The following is an 18,204-nucleotide window of genomic DNA, read 5'->3' as shown; positions in this document are numbered from 1 at the left end:
ATGACATTGCATAAATGTTAATTTAATTACATCGTAAAACGCCTGGAATCATATCCAGGCGTTTTTTGATGTCATTATAAAGCTATAAGTTATACAGGTATTATACTAGTTATTGAGTGACTGTATAAATTCGTCCAATTCCTTGTCTGTGAACTGCCCTTGTGAAAAGATAATAAGCCCTCTGAGTGGCAAATCGCTCAGCATTGGAAACATCATCTTATCTACATTTTCCTCATCTTCAGGAATCAATAATAATTTTCCTCGCAGTGATAAAAGCAATTCCTCCATCTTGTCTTGATTTTGCGGGTCGTCGAGTACATCTGATACTGTGCTGTTTCTGTCGTAAACCATCTTAGGTGCAACTGTTTCTGTAACCTTAACTGTTTCACTCAAATGAATCGCTTCAGAAGAGCTTCCTACCAGAATATCAAAGCTACCTGTCTCTACACGCCATGCATGCTGTTCCGGGTCATAGAATGAAAAGGCTCTGGGATCCAACTCAATAGTCACTGTCTTACTCTCTCCGGGTGCAAGCAACACTTTTTCGAATCCTTTAAGTTCTTTAACGGGACGAACATTACTGCTTTCTCGATCCGAAATATACACTTGTGCCACTTCTTTACCTGCTCGCTTACCTGTATTTTTCAAGGTGAAGCTTATATTCAATGTATCAGAGTCTTGAAGCTTGTTAGCAGAAAGCTTCAAGTTATCATACAGAAACTCTGTATAAGATAGACCATAGCCGAATGGGTATAAAACTGGCATGTTTTTCTTCTCATAATAGCGATACCCTACAAAAATACCTTCCTGATAAACTACGCGATTTTTCTCTTGATTAAAATTGAAGTAGCTTGGTGTATCTTCTAGCTTTAACGGAAAAGTCTCAGTAAGCTTTCCAGAAGGATTTTCTTCTCCATAGAGAATCTTAGTAATCGCTCCTCCAACAGCTTGGCCACCTAGGTAGATTTCTACTATCCCGTCTACCTGGTCACGCCACGGCATTTCTACTGGAGATCCGTTAGATAATACGACAATTACATTTTGATTTTTAGCAGTAATTCGTTTAACAAGAAGTTCTTGGTTTTCAGGCAAACGGAGATGCAGCTTATCAAAACCTTCTGATTCAAATTCCTCTGACAAACCTAAGAAAAGAATTACTTTGTCCATTGATTCAGCTACTTTTTCAGCTTCTTTAATAAGCTGTTCTTGCTCGTCTTTTCCGTCGATACTATAACCACGAGCAAATTGAATGTTCTCTCCTGCCTTTTCTCGTAACTTATCAAGCGGAGTATCTAGCTTAGTAGGATTTACTTGAGAGCTTCCTCCGCCGCGATACCGCACGTTGTCAGCGAGGTCTCCGATTATAGCCACCTTATCTGTTGTGTTTAGCGGCAGAATATTCTTCTCATTACGAAGCAAAACAATGCTTTCAGTTGCGATTTCCTCTGCTAGGGCATGATGTTCGTCTTGGTTATAAGTTTTCTCCTGTTTTACGGCAGTTGTTTTAAACAGGATTCTCAAATAGGCAGCCAACCGTTCGTCCAATACACGTTCGTCTAATTCTCCAGCTTCTATAGCTAGTTTTATTTTCTCATCGGAAAGGCCACCTGTAGGGGGCATTTCAACAGCAAGACCTGCCTTCAAAGCTTGTACCCGGTCGTCAACTGCTCCCCAATCCGAAACAACAAATCCTTCAAATTTCCAATCGTCATGCAATATTTGCTGAAGCAGTTCTTCATGCTCTGAAGCATAATAACCATTTAACTTGTTGTATGCAGTCATTACCGTCCACGGCTGCGCTTTCTTTATAGCCTTTTCAAATGCAGGATAATATATCTCATGCAGTGTTCGTTCATCGACAATCGTATCAACTTCCATGCGGCGGTATTCTCTGTTGTTTGCGGCAAAATGCTTAACGGACGTTCCTACGCCTTTAGCTTGCATGGCCTTTATGTAATCTACAGCAAGCTCTCCAGCTACATAAGGATCCTCTGACAAGTATTCGAAGTTCCTTCCTCCTAGTGGTGAACGTTTTATATTGACACCAGGACCTAATACGATCTGTACATCAGCCGCCAATGCTTCATCTGCGATTGCATTGCCCAATTTAGCTACAAGTTCTCTATTCCAGGAAGATGCATATGCAGCTGGTGCAGGGAAGCACGTTGCCGCCTCACTCTCTGACATCGCGATAATATCCTCTCCAGACTTTCTAAGCCCATTGGGCCCATCTGAAAAGCGCATAGATGGAATGGATAATCTCTCTAATGATTCTGTTTCCCAAAAATTAGTTCCAGAGCAAAATCTTACTTTCTCTTCTAATGTCATTTTTCCTATAATATCGTCTATGTTGTTGTTCATAACTCTCCTCCGTTCGTATCATTATTTTTTACCCATAAATGAGAAATAGGTAAACCTGTCTGCGTATTGAAACCTCAAAGCAATCTTCAATGGTATACGTTTGAAAGAGGATCACGATAATATACTCAACTTAATAAAAGCAAAACTTTGGATTTATTATTCATTAGAATTTATAAGTTGCAGGCACAAAGATAAATGATTGATGCATACTAATAGTTATAAAAAAAATAGCTCAACCAATTAGTCGAGCTACCTAGATATAATTTCTTTTAAATATAAATGAATATTGAAGCTATCACACAGCATCTGTTTTAGGGAATGATTGCAAATCATAAGAGCAATTTTCAAGAATTTCAATAAAGATGTCAACAATGTCTGCATCAAACAGGCTGCCTTTGCAACGAATCAATTCAGCGGCGGCCTCGCGTACTGACATTCCTTCACTATAGGTGCGTACCGTTGTCATCGCGTCAAATGCATCCGCCACGCCTACTATGCGGGCAAATAACGGAATCTCTTCGCCTTTCAGTTGCTTTGGATAACCGCTGCCATCCATCCTTTCATGATGGAGCATTGCTGTATCAATTGATTTCTGAAAGAAACGGTTCGGCTGAATAGCGGAAAGGATACGGGCACCGATTTCAGTATGCGTTTTCATCAACTCGTACTCGTTTTCAGTTAATCCGGTCGTCTTTCGTAAAATTCGGTCTTCGATACCGATTTTTCCAATATCATGCAAAATAGCCGCCTGATATAATTCAAAACAATCTTGAGCATCCAGCTTCATTCTTTTTCCGATCAGCCAGGCATAGCGAGCTACCCTCTCTGAATGCCCCTTCGTCAGCGGGTCACGTGCATCAAGTGCTTCTGCAAGCATACGAATCATACTGACAAACATCTTATAGAGTTCATCGTACATTTGACTATTATGTAAAGATAAAGCTGACTGCTCCGCCAGTATGACAGCAAGCTCTCTGTCTCTAGTGTCGAAGTGACCTCCATCTTTTTTATCATTCAGCTGAATAGCTCCTATAATTTGCCCTTTCGCCAAAAGCGGTACAGTAAGGATGGAAGTGCTACGTGGGCTGAGATATGCTACAGAACTATTGATAACATTCTCCGTATCAGTTATCAATTCTGCCTCACCAGTCTTAACGACTTTTCCAACGATACCTTCCCCAATTGAAAGCGTGGACGTAGGCAGTGATTCAGTTGAAGTCCCGCTGGACGCTTTCGCTACTATCTGGTTCTTCTCTTTTTCAAGCACCCATAATGTTGCCTCTTTTGCTTCCGCAATCATTACCATTTGATCTAGGATCCCCTGGAAAATATCTTGCAGATCAATTGCGGCATTCAATTCCTTCAGGGCTTCTAGCAGTTTTGATAATTCTTTCACTTTTGACTCAAGCTTTGTAATAGTTGTCAAAACGCTTCCTCATTTCCCTGAACTCATACTTCCGTCATGGTACGTTCTTCCTGATATTCCTTGTTTTAAGTATAAGCGAACAACTGGTAAATTAGAAGCTGTTTTCCTACTAAACTGCGGCTTTGACTGATATTAATAAATCTATATAGCAATAAGTATATAAAAGAGCTAGCTTAGGACAATCTTTTCCATTTATGCTACGCTGGAAAGTAGAATTGGAAAGGAGAAATTATAATGCATAACAATATCCCTACCAAAAAGCTGCACGACGGCACAATTCTTCCTGCTGTAGGTTTCGGCACATACAGCTTGAAAGGAAGCCAGGGTGTTCAGGCTATACGCAGCGCTATCGATGCAGGTTATCGTCTTTTGGACACAGCTTATAATTATGAAAATGAAGCAACTGTAGGTCAGGCCATTAAACAACACGGTATTTCACGAGAGGAGATTTTGGTAACTTCCAAGCTTCCAGGCCGATATCATCAGCATGATAATGCAATTACAACGATACAGGAATCACTTTACCGAGCTGGTCTCGATTATTATGATCTATATTTGATTCATTGGCCGAATCCAAAACAAGACCATTATGTTGAAGCATGGCAGACGCTTCTTGATGCTCGTAAATGGGGCTTGATCCGTTCCATCGGTGTGTGCAACTTCCTTCCGGAGCATTTGGAGAGGCTAAAGGCAGAAACTGGTGAACTGCCTGTCATCAATCAAATTGAACTGCACCCTTTCTTCAACCAAGAAAAACAAAGACAGTATCATGAAGAAAATGACATTGTAACAGAGTCATGGAGTCCTCTTGGCAGAAAAACGAATCTGCTTGAGCACCCTTTGCTTTCTGAAATTGCCGAGAATCATGGCAGAACTGTCTCTCAAATTGTACTGCGCTGGCACTATCAGCTAGGGAGCATCGCTATACCTAAATCCGCTACTCCGAAACGCCAGGTAGAAAATCTCGCTATCTTTGATTTTGAACTGAATCATGCAGATATGGAGAAGATCAACAGTTTGACGATCTCAGACGGACGGATCGCCGACCAAGATCCAGCGGTTTACGAAGAATTTTAAAAAGAGCGATGTGTGATAGTCACACATCGCTCTTTTTATTTTTTCTCAAATTCCATTTTCCAGCTGTAATAGTCATTGTCTGGGTTCTTTTCATAAGAAAGATAAGCTGAGAATTTTTTGCCACGCTTACTTGTCATTCCTTTTACATGGGCCGTTCCGCTTTTCAACAGAGCTTTTACCATCGTCTTTGTTGGCTTCTTCCGCACTGCTGCTAGGAATTTATCGTTCTTCCAAATGATAAAGCTGCAGGTTTTCTTGTAATTTTTACAGCCAAATCCTTTATACCCTTCTACAACTTCACCACCGCAAGCGGGACACTTGCCTAGCACTTCATGGGTGATTGTTTGCTTTTCGATTGTTCGGATTGGTGCAGCTTCATCCTGTTTCATCGTCTGCACGGCATCCTTTGTAAAGGAGAAAATCATCTCCAGAAAATCTTCTCGGTCAACTTTTGCATCCTCTATATCAGCTAATGTCTTCTCGAGTCGCCCCGTAAAGTTTAAATCGAATAAAGGCTTAACCGGGAACGTTTCCACAAGTTTCTTTCCTGTATCTGTTACGTGAAGTTCTTTTCCTTTATTACCAATATAGTGAATGTCTTTCAGCTTCTTAATCGTTTCTGCTCTGGTTGCTGCAGTTCCGATACTAAAGCCACGCAGAACTTCGACAACCTCATCTTCATCCTGTTTGCCTTTGCCGCAAGTTTCCATAACACGTAATAACGTTCTTTCCGTATGCGGCTTTGGTGGCTGTGTCATATGAGAAGTGACGCTTGTTTCCCATGTATCCACCAACATGCCTTCTTGTACATCTGGAAGCAATGTTTCCTTTGTCTGCTGCTTCTCGACTTTCTTCCAGCCATCGACAAGCTGGATACGACCTTTTGAGATAAAGCTGCCAGATAGCGAGACATCCGGAATGACGGTTTCTAAAGTTGTCTCTTCATACACAGCGACTGGCATGAATTGCATGATAAAACGATTTTTAATCGCCGTATATACAAGCTCCTGATCGGGAGTAAGTCTTTTAGGCAGTACATATGTCGGTATGATCGCACTATGGCTCGATACCTTGCTGTTATTGAACACCCGTTTTGACCGGCTGAATTTAATCTCTGATTCGTAAGGCAATCCAGCTGCTACTTTTTTCAATACACCCGCCGCCTTGGATACAAGACTTTCCTCTAATGCTGTGCTGGATGTTCGTGGGTACGTAATATATTTCTTCTCATAAAGCGTTTGCGCCACTTTCAGTACTTTATCGGAAGTCCATCCGCTGTACCTTGCTGTCATATACCCTTGCAATCCAGAAAGATTGAACAATGGCGGACAGAATTCCTTCTTCTCTTCCGTCTGTTTATCCTTGATTTGGCCTTGTTTGCCTTGGATTTGCTGGAGAATATCCTGAAGTGGATCTCTTTCCTTGAATTTATCCGTTTTTCCTTCTTTATAGACACCTTCATAGAATTCCTTTTCAGGCGTACGGAAGGTTGCAAGCAGCTTGAAATATGGTTCTGGCTTGAACTGTCGGATTTCCTCATCACGATCATAGATGATCTTAAGCGTCGGCAGAAGAACCCGACCGATATTAAGAACTTGTCCGCGACCGCTCTGATAACGCAGTGTCGCTACCGAGGTAAGGTTAATCCCAATAACCCAATCTGCCCATTGACGGCCGATTCCGGCATCATAAAGAGGCTTCAACTCTGTGTTTGGCCGCAGTGATTGAAGACCGCGCAGTACTTCCTGTTCGGTCCACTCATTTAACAACAGCCGGTAAACTGGCTTGTCCGGCTTGATATAGTTGATGATACTGTCGCCGATCAGCTGTCCTTCCCGGTCATAGTCGCATGCAGACACAATTCTTCCGACATCTCTTCTTTGCATGAGGCGCTTTACGATTGCGATTTGCTTTTTCGCGCCAGGATCGGCAGCGTCGCGATTGCGCGGGCTCGATTTAATCTTATATTGGAAAGCATCAGGTACGAATGGGAAATTATCCAGTTTCCATCTAGCCATAGCAGTGTCATAATCTTTCGCATCAAACAACTGCAGCAAATGACCGAATGCCCACGTAATGATATAGTCAGGACCCTCATAAAACCCGTCCTGTTTTATTTTAATTTTTAATGCATCGGCGATATTCTTCGCAACGGAAGGTTTTTCTGCCAATATGACTGTCATACTCATATATAGATAAAACTCCTTTAATCTATCAAGCTCATAACTTCTATTTTAACATAAAAAAGCACTGACTCTGATGAAAGAGTCAGTGCTATATTTCTTAAAGTGCACCCAAGAGAGTAGAATGAATTGTACGAAGAACATCCCCGCGGCTAATTACTCCAACCACTTGTTTTTGATCGTTCAGAACCGGTATTTTTTTGAACCGGTGTTTTGCCAGGATGTTCACCACTTCTTCCATTTCGTCCTCTTCATGGACTGTGACTATTCCCCGTCTTTTAGCGAGATTCAGTACCGGATGATCTTTTAGTTCATTAACGATTTTGTCTATTTTCTCTGCTTTAAAGCTTACAGTTAGCAAGTAGTTGAAGACGACTGTATCCTTCGGCTGGATCCCTCGCAGAATATCTCCGTCACTGACGACGCCTACAATACGCCGGTCCTTATCCAGTATCGGCATTCCGCTGATCCTCCGATCAACAAACGTCTCCAAAACCTGCTTGACTGTGTCATGTTCGCTCGCTGCTATTACATCTGTTATCATGAAGTCTTTTGCTTTCATGAAAAAGCCTTCCTTCTGTATGGGATGAATGCTACACCTTTATTATACGCTTCCATGACGAAAACTGCTAAAAAAAAGACATCTGCGATAAGCAGATGTCTTTTTTTCATTCTTTTTCAAGTTGCTTTGTGCTGCGTACAGTATCGATCGGACGGACAAGTTTTTCGATTTGTACACGTTTTGGCTCTAAAAATGGCGGTAAGGAAAGTTTTTCTCCAAGCGTTTCATATGGTTCATCGCCCATGAATCCAGGGCCATCAGTAGCAAATTCGAACAAAATCCCTGGTGCTACTCGAGAATATAAGGATTCAAAGAAGTGACGATCCACATATCCTGAAGTTTGGAATTGGAAGCTGTGCATCCGTTCAATCCATTCCTCTAATACTGCACGATCCTCCACACGGAAAGCAGCATGGTGTACAGTGCCAAATCCTTGTCTTCCATCTGGCAAAATTGTATTGTGCTCAAGAACGATGCTTGCACCATTTCCGCCTTCGCCTACTTCATACAAATAGTAAGAACCTTCCTGTGCAACCGGACGGAAAACAAGTACTTTTTCAAGCATTTCCTTGAAATAATCAATATGTCCTGTTCGGACAAAAATCGGACCAAGTCCTGTGATAGCAAACTCTAAAGGTACAGGGCCGTCTTGCCATGGTGTCCCGGAAGCCACACCTTTATCATTTTCGTCACTTATCAACTGGTATTGCTGCTCATCAAAGTCCTCAAAGGACAATGTCTGGATTCCGAATTGCTCTTTGATGCCATGATGTTTTACTTCTAAGCGATCAAATCGTTTTACCCAATAATCCAAAGCTGCATCAGATGGCACGCGGAAAGAAGTTTTATAGATTTCGTTTGTCCCATGTGTTCCTTTCGGAATGCCTGGAAAATCAAAAAACGTCATATCTGTTCCCGCACTGCCCTTATCATCTGCGAAAAACAGATGGTAAGTTTGGATGTCATCTTGGTTCACTGTTTTCTTGACAAGACGCATGCCAAGTACATATGTGAAGAATTCATAGTTTTTTTCTGCACTGCTCGTAATTGCTGTTACATGGTGAATACCTTTTAAATGATTCATCTTTATCACTCCAGCCTGCTGATGGAATTACCTCGAATTCGAGATAAATATATTATGACTTATTCTCTGTGTGGTGTCAAATGGATAGAAATCAAAGAAACACCTTAATATTTTTCAATTACATCAATTCATTTCAATTTTATACTCAATTGAAGTGATACTACTGCTTTTTGTTAAATTTTCTTTTTTTGTTTTTGACCTGTTTTTGGTGCCGTCCGCCGCCTCCTCGCGTCTTCGTGTTCATAAGTAAGTTTCAATTTCTATCTAAAACAATAGAGGTCATTCTGCTCAAACAGAATGACCTCTATTTCTATATTACAAGCTCTTTTAGTTTCTTCGCTTTTCTTCTAAGCATATATATACCGAATATACTTAGTATAGTTATGGGAGCGGCAATTGATCCCTCTGCCCAGATAGGTAATCCGTTACTACTCATTAATACGGATGGCCACAAAGATAGACCATACATAGCCAAAACAAATAAGAGATAATTCGACAAACGTATGTATTTAGCAGCTCTTGATTGTACATCAGTAAAAATCTCTAATTTATCTGTTCCATCATCTTCTTTGCAAAAATAGTACCAGCCTCCAAACGAACTGACCAAATGCCATCCATCCATATCAAATAAATCAAAATAACTTCTGTCAGGAAAACCCATTTGGTGATCTAGTCGATACACCATTTTAGAAGGCGTCGCCGCTTTAAACGTATACTTGAACCATCTGTAATCTTCCAGTATCCAGCCTTCCTGGGCCATTTTCTGGAGCCAGACCTCTTCTTTCTGGTCATCCCACGCCCAGAACCATTTTCTTATCTTCTTTCTCTCTATCATTATTTTCCCCCTAACTGCTTTTCACTTATCTCAACAAGCTTTCTAAGCCGCTCGTATTCAGCAATTAATAATTCTCCCCCGACACCCGTCAGCTGGTATGTCTTTTTCGTATCCTGTTGGTCCACTTGACAAATCAGCTGCAGTTTTTCAAGTTTTCTAAGGACTCCATATAATGTACCTGGCCCTAGTCTGACAGACCCTTCACTAATTATCTCTACTTCTTTCATAATTCCGTAGCCGTGCAACGGCTCCTTAAGAACCATTAAAATATAATAGGTAGTATGTGTCAGAGGCAGCAAGTCTTTCACTTTTTTCGACAACATTTCACCCTCCTTTATATCGAGGCGCGATATATATCGCACCTCGATAGAATAACATAATATTTACAATTATGGTTATCGATTTTTTCTATACCAAATGTTAAAGTGGAAATATATCGGACGATACTTTCCGCAAAGCGCGACCGAGGACTGGTAATGCGAACAACATTGTCATTGTTTACATAAGCAGCTGCTTTGTTTGCGGCAATAAACTAGAAAGACTTTTTTCATCGTTTTACCATCATTGGCTTTGTGTTTACTGTTTTCAATTAGAAGTGCCGATCGCTTCTACAAGTCACAAAAAATAAGTGCCTGAACAATTGTCCAGGCACTTACCAATGCTTGACATCCTTGAAATCCCGCATGATAATGCGCGATTCTTTAATGTCCTGATATAATCGATATGGCTTGCTCGCTAGCCTGATTGGCAGCGTAAAGAGAAATTGGCTTAGGTCATCTTTATACTCCGTTGTCATTCGGGAAGGTTTTGAAAGAATACGATTTTGCCATTCTTCCTTGAATTCCTTTTGCAAATCTAGTCTGACGTCAATAGCGTGATGGCATTGCGTACAACAAATCGTTTTAAGCTTATCGTTGATGTACGTAATGGTAAATGGAGACTCCTCGCGACAATGGATACAATATAGCTCTGCTTCCATGCGGCTTTGTTTCACCGTTATCTCCTTCTTTCCTTATATCTAGCTTTAGTAAACTGAAACTCAAAGCAAGCGATATAATTCAGCGCGGTATAAGGCGCTACCTCACTCACTTCTTTGTTTCTAATTAAAACATTTCGCTATCCGCTTGCTGATATCCTGTCTATATTCCTCAATTTGTATGCATACTTTTCAACTCTTCATAAACAATTTTCAATATTTCTTCTTCAATGACCGGTCCTTCATCTTCATCCAGCATTCCGTTTAACAGGATAGAAAAAACTACACGTTCACCCGACTTTGTTTCCATATAACCCGATAACGAACTAACTCCGGTAAGCGTGCCCGTCTTTGCTTCGATCTTCCCAGCAAGATCCGTGTCGACAAAGCGATTGCGGAGTGTTCCACCGACCATGCGTTCCGCCTTTCCTGCAACAGGAAGAGATGTTTTAAATGCTTGAAACCAAGACTCCTGTTGTACTCTTGTAAGCAATGTCGTCAGTTGCCTCGCGGTTATCCCATTCACATGTGACAAACCAGATCCATCTCTTATGACCATTTTTTCCTTCGGCAGCTTCATCCCATCGAGATAGTGTTCTAACTGGTTAATGCCATCTTCCCAGTTTCCGGCTTTTTTCTTGCTGCCGATATGCTTTAGAAACATCTCAGCATGTCCGTTATTGCTTAGTTTCATATAAGGAATAAGTAGTTCCTTGAGCGGTGCAGATTCTTTCCGGAGCAGTTCTGTGTGTTTCATCGGTGCTTTGGCTGTTTTAGTAATACCTTCTACCTGGATACCGGATGCCTTCACATAGTCTTGAAAAAGGTGCAATACATATTCTGTTGGTTCCCAGACCGCAACCCATTCCTGCTCGTTTGCACCTGTTGCAATAGAGCCTGATATGACAATGTCATTACTTCCATGAGTTCGAGTTACTTCTAGCTCAGCTTCTTCGTTATCGGGTGCTATAACTGCATTGTTTTGAATCGTAACGTAATCCGTTTCCGGTACCACCTTTACCTCCGGTTTACCTGATGAGGAACTTGCATTCACCATGACCTTCACAGTTCCCGTGTCATGATCAGTATCAGGCGCTACTGTCAGGGCACTGATAGCAGCGCCATAATAAGCTGATTCGTCTTTCCAAGTTGTATCCTCACTGTAGCGTTCTTGATCAAAATACGTATCATCTGCAATGATATCACCGTTGATCTTCCTTATCCCTAATTCATGGAGCTGATTTGCCAGTCGCTGTATATCTTCGTATGTAAGAGAAGTATCTCCTTTACCAATCAAATATAGGTTCCCATTGAGTTGACCGCTTTTTATCTGTCCGTCAGTTGCAACTATCGTTTCGAAGCGATGGTCTTGTCCCAATTCATCCAGTACAGCAGCACCAGTCAAAAGCTTCATATTAGATGCAGGACGCATACGCTGGTCAGCATTTTTTTCAAAAATTGTCTTTCCTGATTGTTCGTCAGTAATATGAATTGCAAAGACTGCTCCTTGTAACTGTTCTTCATTTGCCAGATAATCTGTTAACCTATCTATCATCTTATCCTCTTTTCCGGCTACGTGGACATGTGTATGAGGTATCATACATGTAAAAAGCAGCAGTCCTAGAGCTAAAACCCACATCACTTTGCGAAGCATCAGCAACTCCTCCTTTTGCATATCCTACTTAACCTGCACGTTATAATGTATATGTATGTATTCTCCCTTAGTTTAACAAACTATCAGATTATTTAAAATATTGTTTGAAACATAAAGAAAAGACACCATTAAATGATGTCTTCGTCCTTGATATACAAGCATACCGGACAATGGTCACTGCCCATTGTATCTGCATGTATTTCCGCTTCTTGTATTTTATTTTTCCAACTTTCGGAGACGATGAAATAGTCTATACGCCAGCCGATGTTCCGTTCTCTTACTTTATTCATATATGACCACCAGCTGTAGGCGTCGTCACGATCCGGATAAAGGTATCGGAAACTATCTACGAAACCGGAAGCAAGGAAAGTAGTCATCTTTTCCCGTTCTTCTTTCGTGAATCCGGAATTGCCGTGATTTGTCTTATGGTTTTTCAAATCGATTTCCTGATGTGCGACATTTAAATCGCCACATAAGATAACAGGTTTTTGATTATCAAGTTCCTGCACATAAGAAAGGATCTTATCTTCCCATTCTAAGCGTTCATCTAAACGCGCCAAATCTCGTTTAGAATTTGGAGTATATACTGTAACTAAAAAGAATTTCTCATATTCCAATGTGATGATTCTGCCTTCAGGCTCGATCACACTTTCATCCAGTCCATATGTTACATGAAGCGGTTTATGCTTTGTAAACACAGCAGTTCCTGAGTACCCTTTACGCTCCGCGTAATTCCAGTATTGGTAATATCCAGGCAGATCCAATTCAATTTGACCATCCTGGAGCTTTGTTTCCTGCAAGCAGAAGAAATCTGCATCTTGCTCCTCAAAATAGTTAAGAAAGCCTTTCTTTACACAGGCTCGTATTCCATTAACATTCCATGATACCAGCTTCATTTCTCTACTTCCCCCGTTGTCTGTCTCTAATCTGTGATGTGCAGGATGATCTTTCCTGCATGTATTCTGCTTTCCATTAGCTGATGTGCCTTACTTGCATCCTCGAGCTTGAATTCTTGTATGCTAGGAAAAGTGATATCTCCCATTTCTACTAAACTGATAACTTGATCAGCAACATGCTTCAGATCTTCTGGCCGTTCTTTGCGTGTCGTTCCCAAGCTATAGCCAAGCAGTGACCGGCAGCTTGCATGCACATCTGACGTTTTAATAGAACCGGCTGCACCGCTGGCATTCCCGTAATTCACTAATCTACCATAGGAAGCAAGACAAGTAAAACTCTCTTCCATTACAGTACCGGCTAAAGAATCTAAAATAAGATCAACACCTGCTCCATCAGTTAAGTTCTGTACCGACTCTGATAGATTATCATAAGTAATACAATAATCAGCGCCGTGCTCCAATGGAAGTGCTGCTTTTTGAGTGGCGCTCACAGTTCCGATTATCTTACCAGCTCCAAGTTTTCTTGCAAGCTGAATCAGTGTTAGACCTGTTCCGCCAGATGCCGCATGGATAAGTACGGTTTCCCCCTTTTGCAGTCTCCCAACTCGCTCAAGCAACATGAAAGATAAAAAGGCAGGAACCGGACATGCAGCAGCGACAGCTGCCTCAACAGCATCCGGAATAGGATAGACGAGCATTGCATTCGCTATGGCATACTCCGCATAAGAACCTTCTTTCACAAATGCAATGACGCGTTCTCCTTCACGAAAACCTGTGACGCCTTGTCCAACTTTGTCAATGATTCCGACAGCATCTAGTCCAAGTATACCTGGGATTCCAGAACCCTTGGTGCCTTTCCGCTTTTTTATATCAGCAAAATGAACACTCGCTTTTAACACCTTTATTCTTACTTCTCCTATTGATGGTTCGGGTACTGATATATCTTTATATTCCAATACATCCGGACCACCTGTACTTGCCGCTACAATCGCTCGCATAATAAGCCTCCTACCTTATTGGGACATAGATGCAATAGTCATAATCAGCTATTCTCCGCATATTTTATCATATTGCAGTATATTTTCCGTCCAATTACTCTCGGGAAAAGGAGCTGTATTATGAGCCAGATCAACATGGAAGATGTGAAGACAGCAATTGAAAAGCGCATAAGTAAGCTTGAAGAACTGCAGCAGAAGGATGGATCTTGGCGTATGTGCTTTGAAGGTGCGATTTTGACAGATTGCTTCTATATAATTACCTTCACTTCCTTCGGCAAAGAAGCTGATACCGTAGAGAAACTGAAACTTCAATTATTTAAAAAGCAGCGGGACGATGGCAGCTGGTCAGCATATCCCGGTGAAAGGAACGGCAACTTATCGGCTACTGTCTTGGCTTATGCTGCACTTCGTTTTTCAGGAGTCTCTGCTAAAGATTTACGAACTGCAGAACGTTATATCAGCACTAACGGCGGCATCAACAAAGCTCACTTTATGATACGCTTTATGCTGGCAGTCCACGGTATGATACCTTGGCCTCACTTTTTGAAATTCCCGATGACTGCTTTACTCGTACCAACCACATTCCCGATAAATTTCTTCCAATTTAGTTCCTATGCCAGAATTCACTTTGTTCCGATGCTGTTATTGCTGAATAAAAAGTTCAAACGACTCAGCGTGAACAGCGTCCAGCTTGAACATTTGCTATATGAAGAAGAATGGGATGATTTTACAGATGCTCGTTCACCTTTTCGCACCATCACGAATGAATGGAGCCGTTTGGCCCGCCTGCCAGCTCGGCTGCATCGTGCTGGCTATAGATATGCAGAACAATATATGAAGGAACGAACCGAATCGGACGGAACACTCTACAGCTATGCCAGTGCCACTTTCTTCATGATTTACGCCTACCTGGCGCTCGGATATGAAGAAAACAATCCCAAAATTCAGCAGGCATTAAAAGGAATACATGGTCTTGTCAATGAAAACTGTAACGGCATCCATGTCGAAAATTCCACATCAACTGTGTGGGATACAGCATTACTAAGTTATGCACTTCAGCAGGCAGGAGCCCCTGTCAAACAAAACATGATTCAATCAGCCAATCACTATCTCCTGCAGCGTCAGCATGTCCAAAAAGCAGATTGGCAAATCCATCAATCAAGCGTGGAGCCTGGCGGTTGGGGGTTTTCTGATAGTAACACCAATCACCCTGATAATGATGACACAGCTGCCGCACTTCGAGCACTCACAAGACAGGCACGTCAGGACCTTACTGTTAAGCGTTCCTGGAAAAAAGGATCGGATTATTTACTAGCGATGCAAAATAAAGATGGTGGCTGGGCTGCATTTGAGAAAGACACGGATTGGTGGGTGTTAGGAAAACTTCCAATCGAAAATGCAGAAGATGCAGCAATTGATCCGTCTACTGCGGACTTGACTGGCCGAGTCATGGAATTCCTCGGAACGTATGCAAGTTTGAAAAAAGATCATTCTAGTATGAAAAAAGCTGTCCGCTGGCTGTATAAGCACCAGCAGTTAAATGGTTCATGGTACGGAAGATGGGGAGTATGTTATTTATATGGGACATGGGCAGCTTTAACTGGCCTTGCAGCCGTTGGTGTAAATCCGACAGAAAAGCATGTCAAGCGCGCAGTAAATTGGCTGAAAGCTGTTCAGCATGAAGACGGCGGCTGGGGAGAATCGTGCCGAAGTGCGGAAGTAGGAACGTACGTGGATTTACCAATCAGCACAGTCGTTCAGACCGCTTGGGCTATTGATGCACTAATCGCCTGTGGCGAACAGGATAGCAAGGAGGTACAGCAAGGCATCAGCTTTTTATTATCGGAGCCTTTGCTGCAAGCCTCAATTGACTACCCTACTGGCATTGGCCTACCAGGCCAATTTTATATCCGTTATGAAAGTTATTCCCATATATTTCCGTTACTTACTCTAAGTCATTACCGAATCAAAGCGAAGTCTTAACTAATACTTTTGACCATACCGCCATCAACAACAAATGCTTGGCCAGTAATATACGAATTGGCAGAAGAACAAAGGAAAACAGCCATGTTGGCAAATTCCTCTGGTGTACCATATCTGCCGATTGGAATAGATGCTTGGCTCTGGTGCTGTACTTCATCCAAGCTTTTGCCCAGCTGATCAGCAGTCTTTTGATCTAACTGATCGACCCGGTCTGTATGTATTTTTCCAGGACCAAGCGTGTTAATCAAGATATTATCTGGTGCCAATTCCTGTGAGAGAGACTTCGCCAAGCCGACAATCCCAGCACGGAATGTATTGGATAATAGCAAATTATCGATTGATTGCTTAATGGAAGATGAAGCGATATTAAGGATATGCCCGCCGCCATTTTCTTTCATGCTAGGCGCAGCTGCACGAATGAAACGGACGAAACTCAATAAATTCAGATCGAAAGCTTGCTGCCAATCTTCATCGGTAAAATCCATTAGTTTACCGGCCGGTGGTCCGCCAGCATTATTAACAAGGATATCAATCGATCCGGTATGCTGCTTTGCTGCCTCGACCGCTCTGGTAATAGCTTGTGCATCGGTGATGTCACAAACTGAATAAGCAACAAGATCATTCCCGGATTCTTTCATTATTTCATCTCGTGTCTGTTTTAATGCTTGTTCATCACGGCTGAGTATGTGGACGAAAGCACCTTCTTTGGCTAACTGTAAGGCTGTCGCCTTACCCAGTCCTTTGCTGGCTGCAACGACCAAAGCCGTCTTGCCTTTTAATCCTAAATCCATATGATCACTCCTTACTCTGCTGCTTTTGCGATTTTACTTCTGATCCAGCGAGCTGCTGTTTCTTCTGGAATCTCATATGTTCCACCTTCGCGAAGCAGTTGATTTTTATACATTGTTTGGACGAGCATGATTACTTTCATCAGTGCAACTCCTTTCTGGTTTTTATTATACACCGAAGCCGCCAAGCTGGCAGGCTTGGCGGCTTTTTCATAGGAATACAATATAATTTCGATGAACTACGGCTTTATGCCAAACCGAAGATGGATCAGACTCACGGTTTGTTAACATTTCGCGTAAATCTGCAGATGAGATATCACTGATTCCACGGGCAATTGTATCTCCATCAGTTGTCTTGATTTCAACGACAGCGGACGCTGAAAAAGTACCCTGTACTTCCGTGATTCCAATCGGCAGCAGACTTTTACCATGCTGCAGTAAAGCAACTGCAGCACCTGAATCAATCGTAAGGCTACCTGTCGCTCTGGCGTGATGCGTGAGCCATTGCTTCGTTTTGCGCTGTACCTCTGTCGCTTCGTCTCCTATATACGTACCCGCTCCATTACCTTGGGAAATTTCATGGAGCGTCGATTGGTCATTAGTCGTACCAATGAATACAGGCACGCCTAACTCAAGCGCAGTCTGAGCGGCTAGCACTTTGGAATACATCCCCCCGGTACCGACATTGGAACCGGAAGTCTGTTCAATGGATGCCTGCATTTCAGGAGGTATTACGTCTAGACGCTGGTACCGTTTCGCATCAGGATAGGTATTCGGATTCTTGTCATAAATACCGTCCACATCCGTGATTAGTATCAATAAATCAGCTTTCACTAGCCCGCTAACATAAGCAGACAGCATATCATTATCACCAAATGTTAGTTCTCGGATAGAGACTGAGTCATTTTCATTGATTATCGGAATGATATTACGCTTCAGCAGCTCCTGCAGTGTGTTGTAGCTGTTATGGTATTGATCGGCATTTGTGAAAACATCTCGCGTCAAAAGTAGTTGCGCGCATTTCATATCATGTTTGCCGAAAGCTTCCGTGTATGCTTGAACGAGCAGGCCTTGTCCAATCGCTGCCGCAGCCTGTTTCCCTTCGATAGTTACCGGTCTTGACGGGTATCCTAGCTGTCGGAATCCAGCTGCTACAGCACCGGATGATACAAGTATGACCTCATGTCCTTCTTTGATTAGTGCCGCTATTTGATCCGTATGCTGGCGAATTTTCGATTCACTCATTCCACCGCCATATTCAGAAAGCATACTGCTTCCTATCTTTACAATTATTCTTTTCATCATCCAGTCACCTTTTCGTCTAACAACTCATTTTAGTAACGATTATATAGCAAAATAGCACAAGCTCCTAGTCTATAAA

At 42.1% G+C, this 18,204-nt stretch carries 16 protein-coding genes; 2 read left to right on the top strand and 14 right to left on the bottom strand.

Features of this window, described 5'->3' with window-relative positions; translation table 11 throughout:
* Positions 1 to 105: 105 nt before the first annotated feature.
* Positions 106 to 2,361, bottom strand: a complete 2,256-nt coding sequence (locus tag GZ22_RS07595; RefSeq protein WP_038560734.1) for a glycoside hydrolase family 3 C-terminal domain-containing protein — start codon at positions 2,359 to 2,361, stop codon at positions 106 to 108.
* Positions 2,362 to 2,656: 295 nt separating this feature from the next.
* On the bottom strand, positions 2,657 to 3,787 hold the full coding sequence (locus GZ22_RS07590) for a GAF and HD-GYP domain-containing protein (RefSeq protein WP_038560731.1): 1,131 nt from the start codon (positions 3,785 to 3,787) through the stop codon (positions 2,657 to 2,659).
* A 234-nt stretch (positions 3,788 to 4,021) separates the two neighbouring features.
* Here GZ22_RS07590 and GZ22_RS07585 point away from each other — a divergent pair, with 234 nt between their 5' ends.
* The gene (locus GZ22_RS07585) at positions 4,022 to 4,864 is read left to right on the top strand and encodes an aldo/keto reductase (protein WP_038560728.1); all 843 of its coding nucleotides are present in this window, start codon (positions 4,022 to 4,024) and stop codon (positions 4,862 to 4,864) included.
* A 35-nt stretch (positions 4,865 to 4,899) separates the two neighbouring features.
* Here the strand turns inward: GZ22_RS07585 and GZ22_RS07580 are convergent, their stop codons facing one another.
* From GZ22_RS07580 to GZ22_RS07540, 9 genes are all read right to left on the bottom strand, one after another.
* The gene (locus GZ22_RS07580) at positions 4,900 to 7,047 is read right to left on the bottom strand and encodes a type IA DNA topoisomerase (protein ID WP_038565766.1); all 2,148 of its coding nucleotides are present in this window, start codon (positions 7,045 to 7,047) and stop codon (positions 4,900 to 4,902) included.
* A gap of 100 nt (positions 7,048 to 7,147) precedes the next feature.
* Positions 7,148 to 7,609 carry a CBS domain-containing protein gene (locus tag GZ22_RS07575; RefSeq protein WP_038560725.1) on the bottom strand — a complete coding sequence of 154 codons (462 nt, stop codon included), beginning with the start codon at positions 7,607 to 7,609 and terminating at the stop codon, positions 7,148 to 7,150.
* A 106-nt stretch (positions 7,610 to 7,715) separates the two neighbouring features.
* A complete protein-coding gene (locus GZ22_RS07570; RefSeq protein WP_038560722.1) occupies positions 7,716 to 8,693 on the bottom strand; it encodes a ring-cleaving dioxygenase in 978 nt (325 codons plus the stop codon).
* A gap of 310 nt (positions 8,694 to 9,003) precedes the next feature.
* Positions 9,004 to 9,528, bottom strand: coding sequence for a DUF2812 domain-containing protein (locus GZ22_RS07565; protein ID WP_038560720.1), 525 nt, complete (start codon positions 9,526 to 9,528; stop codon positions 9,004 to 9,006).
* Positions 9,528 to 9,848: a PadR family transcriptional regulator gene (locus tag GZ22_RS07560; RefSeq protein WP_038565765.1), complete on the bottom strand. Its 321-nt coding sequence runs from the start codon at positions 9,846 to 9,848 to the stop codon at positions 9,528 to 9,530. The genes GZ22_RS07565 and GZ22_RS07560 overlap by 1 nt, the downstream gene beginning before the upstream one ends.
* A 332-nt stretch (positions 9,849 to 10,180) precedes the next feature.
* A complete protein-coding gene (locus tag GZ22_RS07555; protein ID WP_038560718.1) occupies positions 10,181 to 10,522 on the bottom strand; it encodes a hypothetical protein in 342 nt (113 codons plus the stop codon).
* A 154-nt stretch (positions 10,523 to 10,676) separates the two neighbouring features.
* Positions 10,677 to 12,158: a D-alanyl-D-alanine carboxypeptidase/D-alanyl-D-alanine endopeptidase gene (gene dacB, locus GZ22_RS07550; RefSeq protein WP_038560716.1), complete on the bottom strand. Its 1,482-nt coding sequence runs from the start codon at positions 12,156 to 12,158 to the stop codon at positions 10,677 to 10,679.
* A 128-nt stretch (positions 12,159 to 12,286) separates the two neighbouring features.
* Positions 12,287 to 13,054, bottom strand: a complete 768-nt coding sequence (locus tag GZ22_RS07545) for an exodeoxyribonuclease III (protein WP_038560713.1) — start codon at positions 13,052 to 13,054, stop codon at positions 12,287 to 12,289.
* 26 nt (positions 13,055 to 13,080) lie between these two features.
* Positions 13,081 to 14,052: a quinone oxidoreductase family protein gene (locus tag GZ22_RS07540; RefSeq protein WP_038560709.1), complete on the bottom strand. Its 972-nt coding sequence runs from the start codon at positions 14,050 to 14,052 to the stop codon at positions 13,081 to 13,083.
* Between the two features lie 120 nt (positions 14,053 to 14,172).
* On the opposite strand from GZ22_RS07540, the gene GZ22_RS07535 reads away from it, so the two are divergent.
* The gene (locus GZ22_RS07535) at positions 14,173 to 16,035 is read left to right on the top strand and encodes a terpene cyclase/mutase family protein (protein WP_038560706.1); all 1,863 of its coding nucleotides are present in this window, start codon (positions 14,173 to 14,175) and stop codon (positions 16,033 to 16,035) included.
* On the opposite strand, the gene GZ22_RS07530 is transcribed toward GZ22_RS07535, so the two are convergent.
* The 3 genes from GZ22_RS07530 to proB form a co-directional block, all read right to left on the bottom strand.
* A complete protein-coding gene (locus GZ22_RS07530) occupies positions 16,032 to 16,826 on the bottom strand; it encodes an SDR family oxidoreductase (RefSeq protein WP_038560703.1) in 795 nt (264 codons plus the stop codon). The two genes, GZ22_RS07535 and GZ22_RS07530, sit on opposite strands and share 4 nt — an antisense overlap.
* Before the next feature lie 11 nt (positions 16,827 to 16,837).
* Positions 16,838 to 16,966, bottom strand: coding sequence for a hypothetical protein (locus tag GZ22_RS18985; protein WP_255212160.1), 129 nt, complete (start codon positions 16,964 to 16,966; stop codon positions 16,838 to 16,840).
* Positions 16,967 to 17,033: 67 nt separating this feature from the next.
* The gene (gene proB / locus GZ22_RS07525) at positions 17,034 to 18,128 is read right to left on the bottom strand and encodes a glutamate 5-kinase (protein WP_038560700.1); all 1,095 of its coding nucleotides are present in this window, start codon (positions 18,126 to 18,128) and stop codon (positions 17,034 to 17,036) included.
* Positions 18,129 to 18,204 lie beyond the last annotated feature (76 nt).

It is taken from the genome of Terribacillus saccharophilus (genome assembly GCF_000725365.1).
Lineage (GTDB): Bacteria > Bacillota > Bacilli > Bacillales > Amphibacillaceae > Terribacillus > Terribacillus saccharophilus.
Note: the sequence above shows the minus strand (reverse complement) of the source record. Positions and strands in the feature narration are given on the sequence as shown.

What these genes read in the sequence shown, in the direction of transcription:
- GZ22_RS07595 (WP_038560734.1), bottom strand. Translation starts at nt 2,361, where the DNA reads ATGAACAACAACATAGACGATATTATAGGAAAAATGACATTAGAAGAG.
- GZ22_RS07585 (WP_038560728.1), top strand. Translation starts at nt 4,022, where the DNA reads ATGCATAACAATATCCCTACCAAAAAGCTGCACGACGGCACAATTCTT.
- GZ22_RS07580 (WP_038565766.1), bottom strand. Translation starts at nt 7,047, where the DNA reads ATGACAGTCATATTGGCAGAAAAACCTTCCGTTGCGAAGAATATCGCC.
- GZ22_RS07575 (WP_038560725.1), bottom strand. Translation starts at nt 7,609, where the DNA reads ATGAAAGCAAAAGACTTCATGATAACAGATGTAATAGCAGCGAGCGAA.
- GZ22_RS07570 (WP_038560722.1), bottom strand. Translation starts at nt 8,693, where the DNA reads ATGAATCATTTAAAAGGTATTCACCATGTAACAGCAATTACGAGCAGT.
- GZ22_RS07565 (WP_038560720.1), bottom strand. Translation starts at nt 9,528, where the DNA reads ATGATAGAGAGAAAGAAGATAAGAAAATGGTTCTGGGCGTGGGATGAC.
- dacB (WP_038560716.1), bottom strand. Translation starts at nt 12,158, where the DNA reads ATGCTTCGCAAAGTGATGTGGGTTTTAGCTCTAGGACTGCTGCTTTTT.
- GZ22_RS07545 (WP_038560713.1), bottom strand. Translation starts at nt 13,054, where the DNA reads ATGAAGCTGGTATCATGGAATGTTAATGGAATACGAGCCTGTGTAAAG.
- GZ22_RS07540 (WP_038560709.1), bottom strand. Translation starts at nt 14,052, where the DNA reads ATGCGAGCGATTGTAGCGGCAAGTACAGGTGGTCCGGATGTATTGGAA.
- GZ22_RS07535 (WP_038560706.1), top strand. Translation starts at nt 14,173, where the DNA reads ATGAGCCAGATCAACATGGAAGATGTGAAGACAGCAATTGAAAAGCGC.
- GZ22_RS07530 (WP_038560703.1), bottom strand. Translation starts at nt 16,826, where the DNA reads ATGGATTTAGGATTAAAAGGCAAGACGGCTTTGGTCGTTGCAGCCAGC.
- GZ22_RS18985 (WP_255212160.1), bottom strand. Translation starts at nt 16,966, where the DNA reads ATGAAAGTAATCATGCTCGTCCAAACAATGTATAAAAATCAACTGCTT.
- proB (WP_038560700.1), bottom strand. Translation starts at nt 18,128, where the DNA reads ATGATGAAAAGAATAATTGTAAAGATAGGAAGCAGTATGCTTTCTGAA.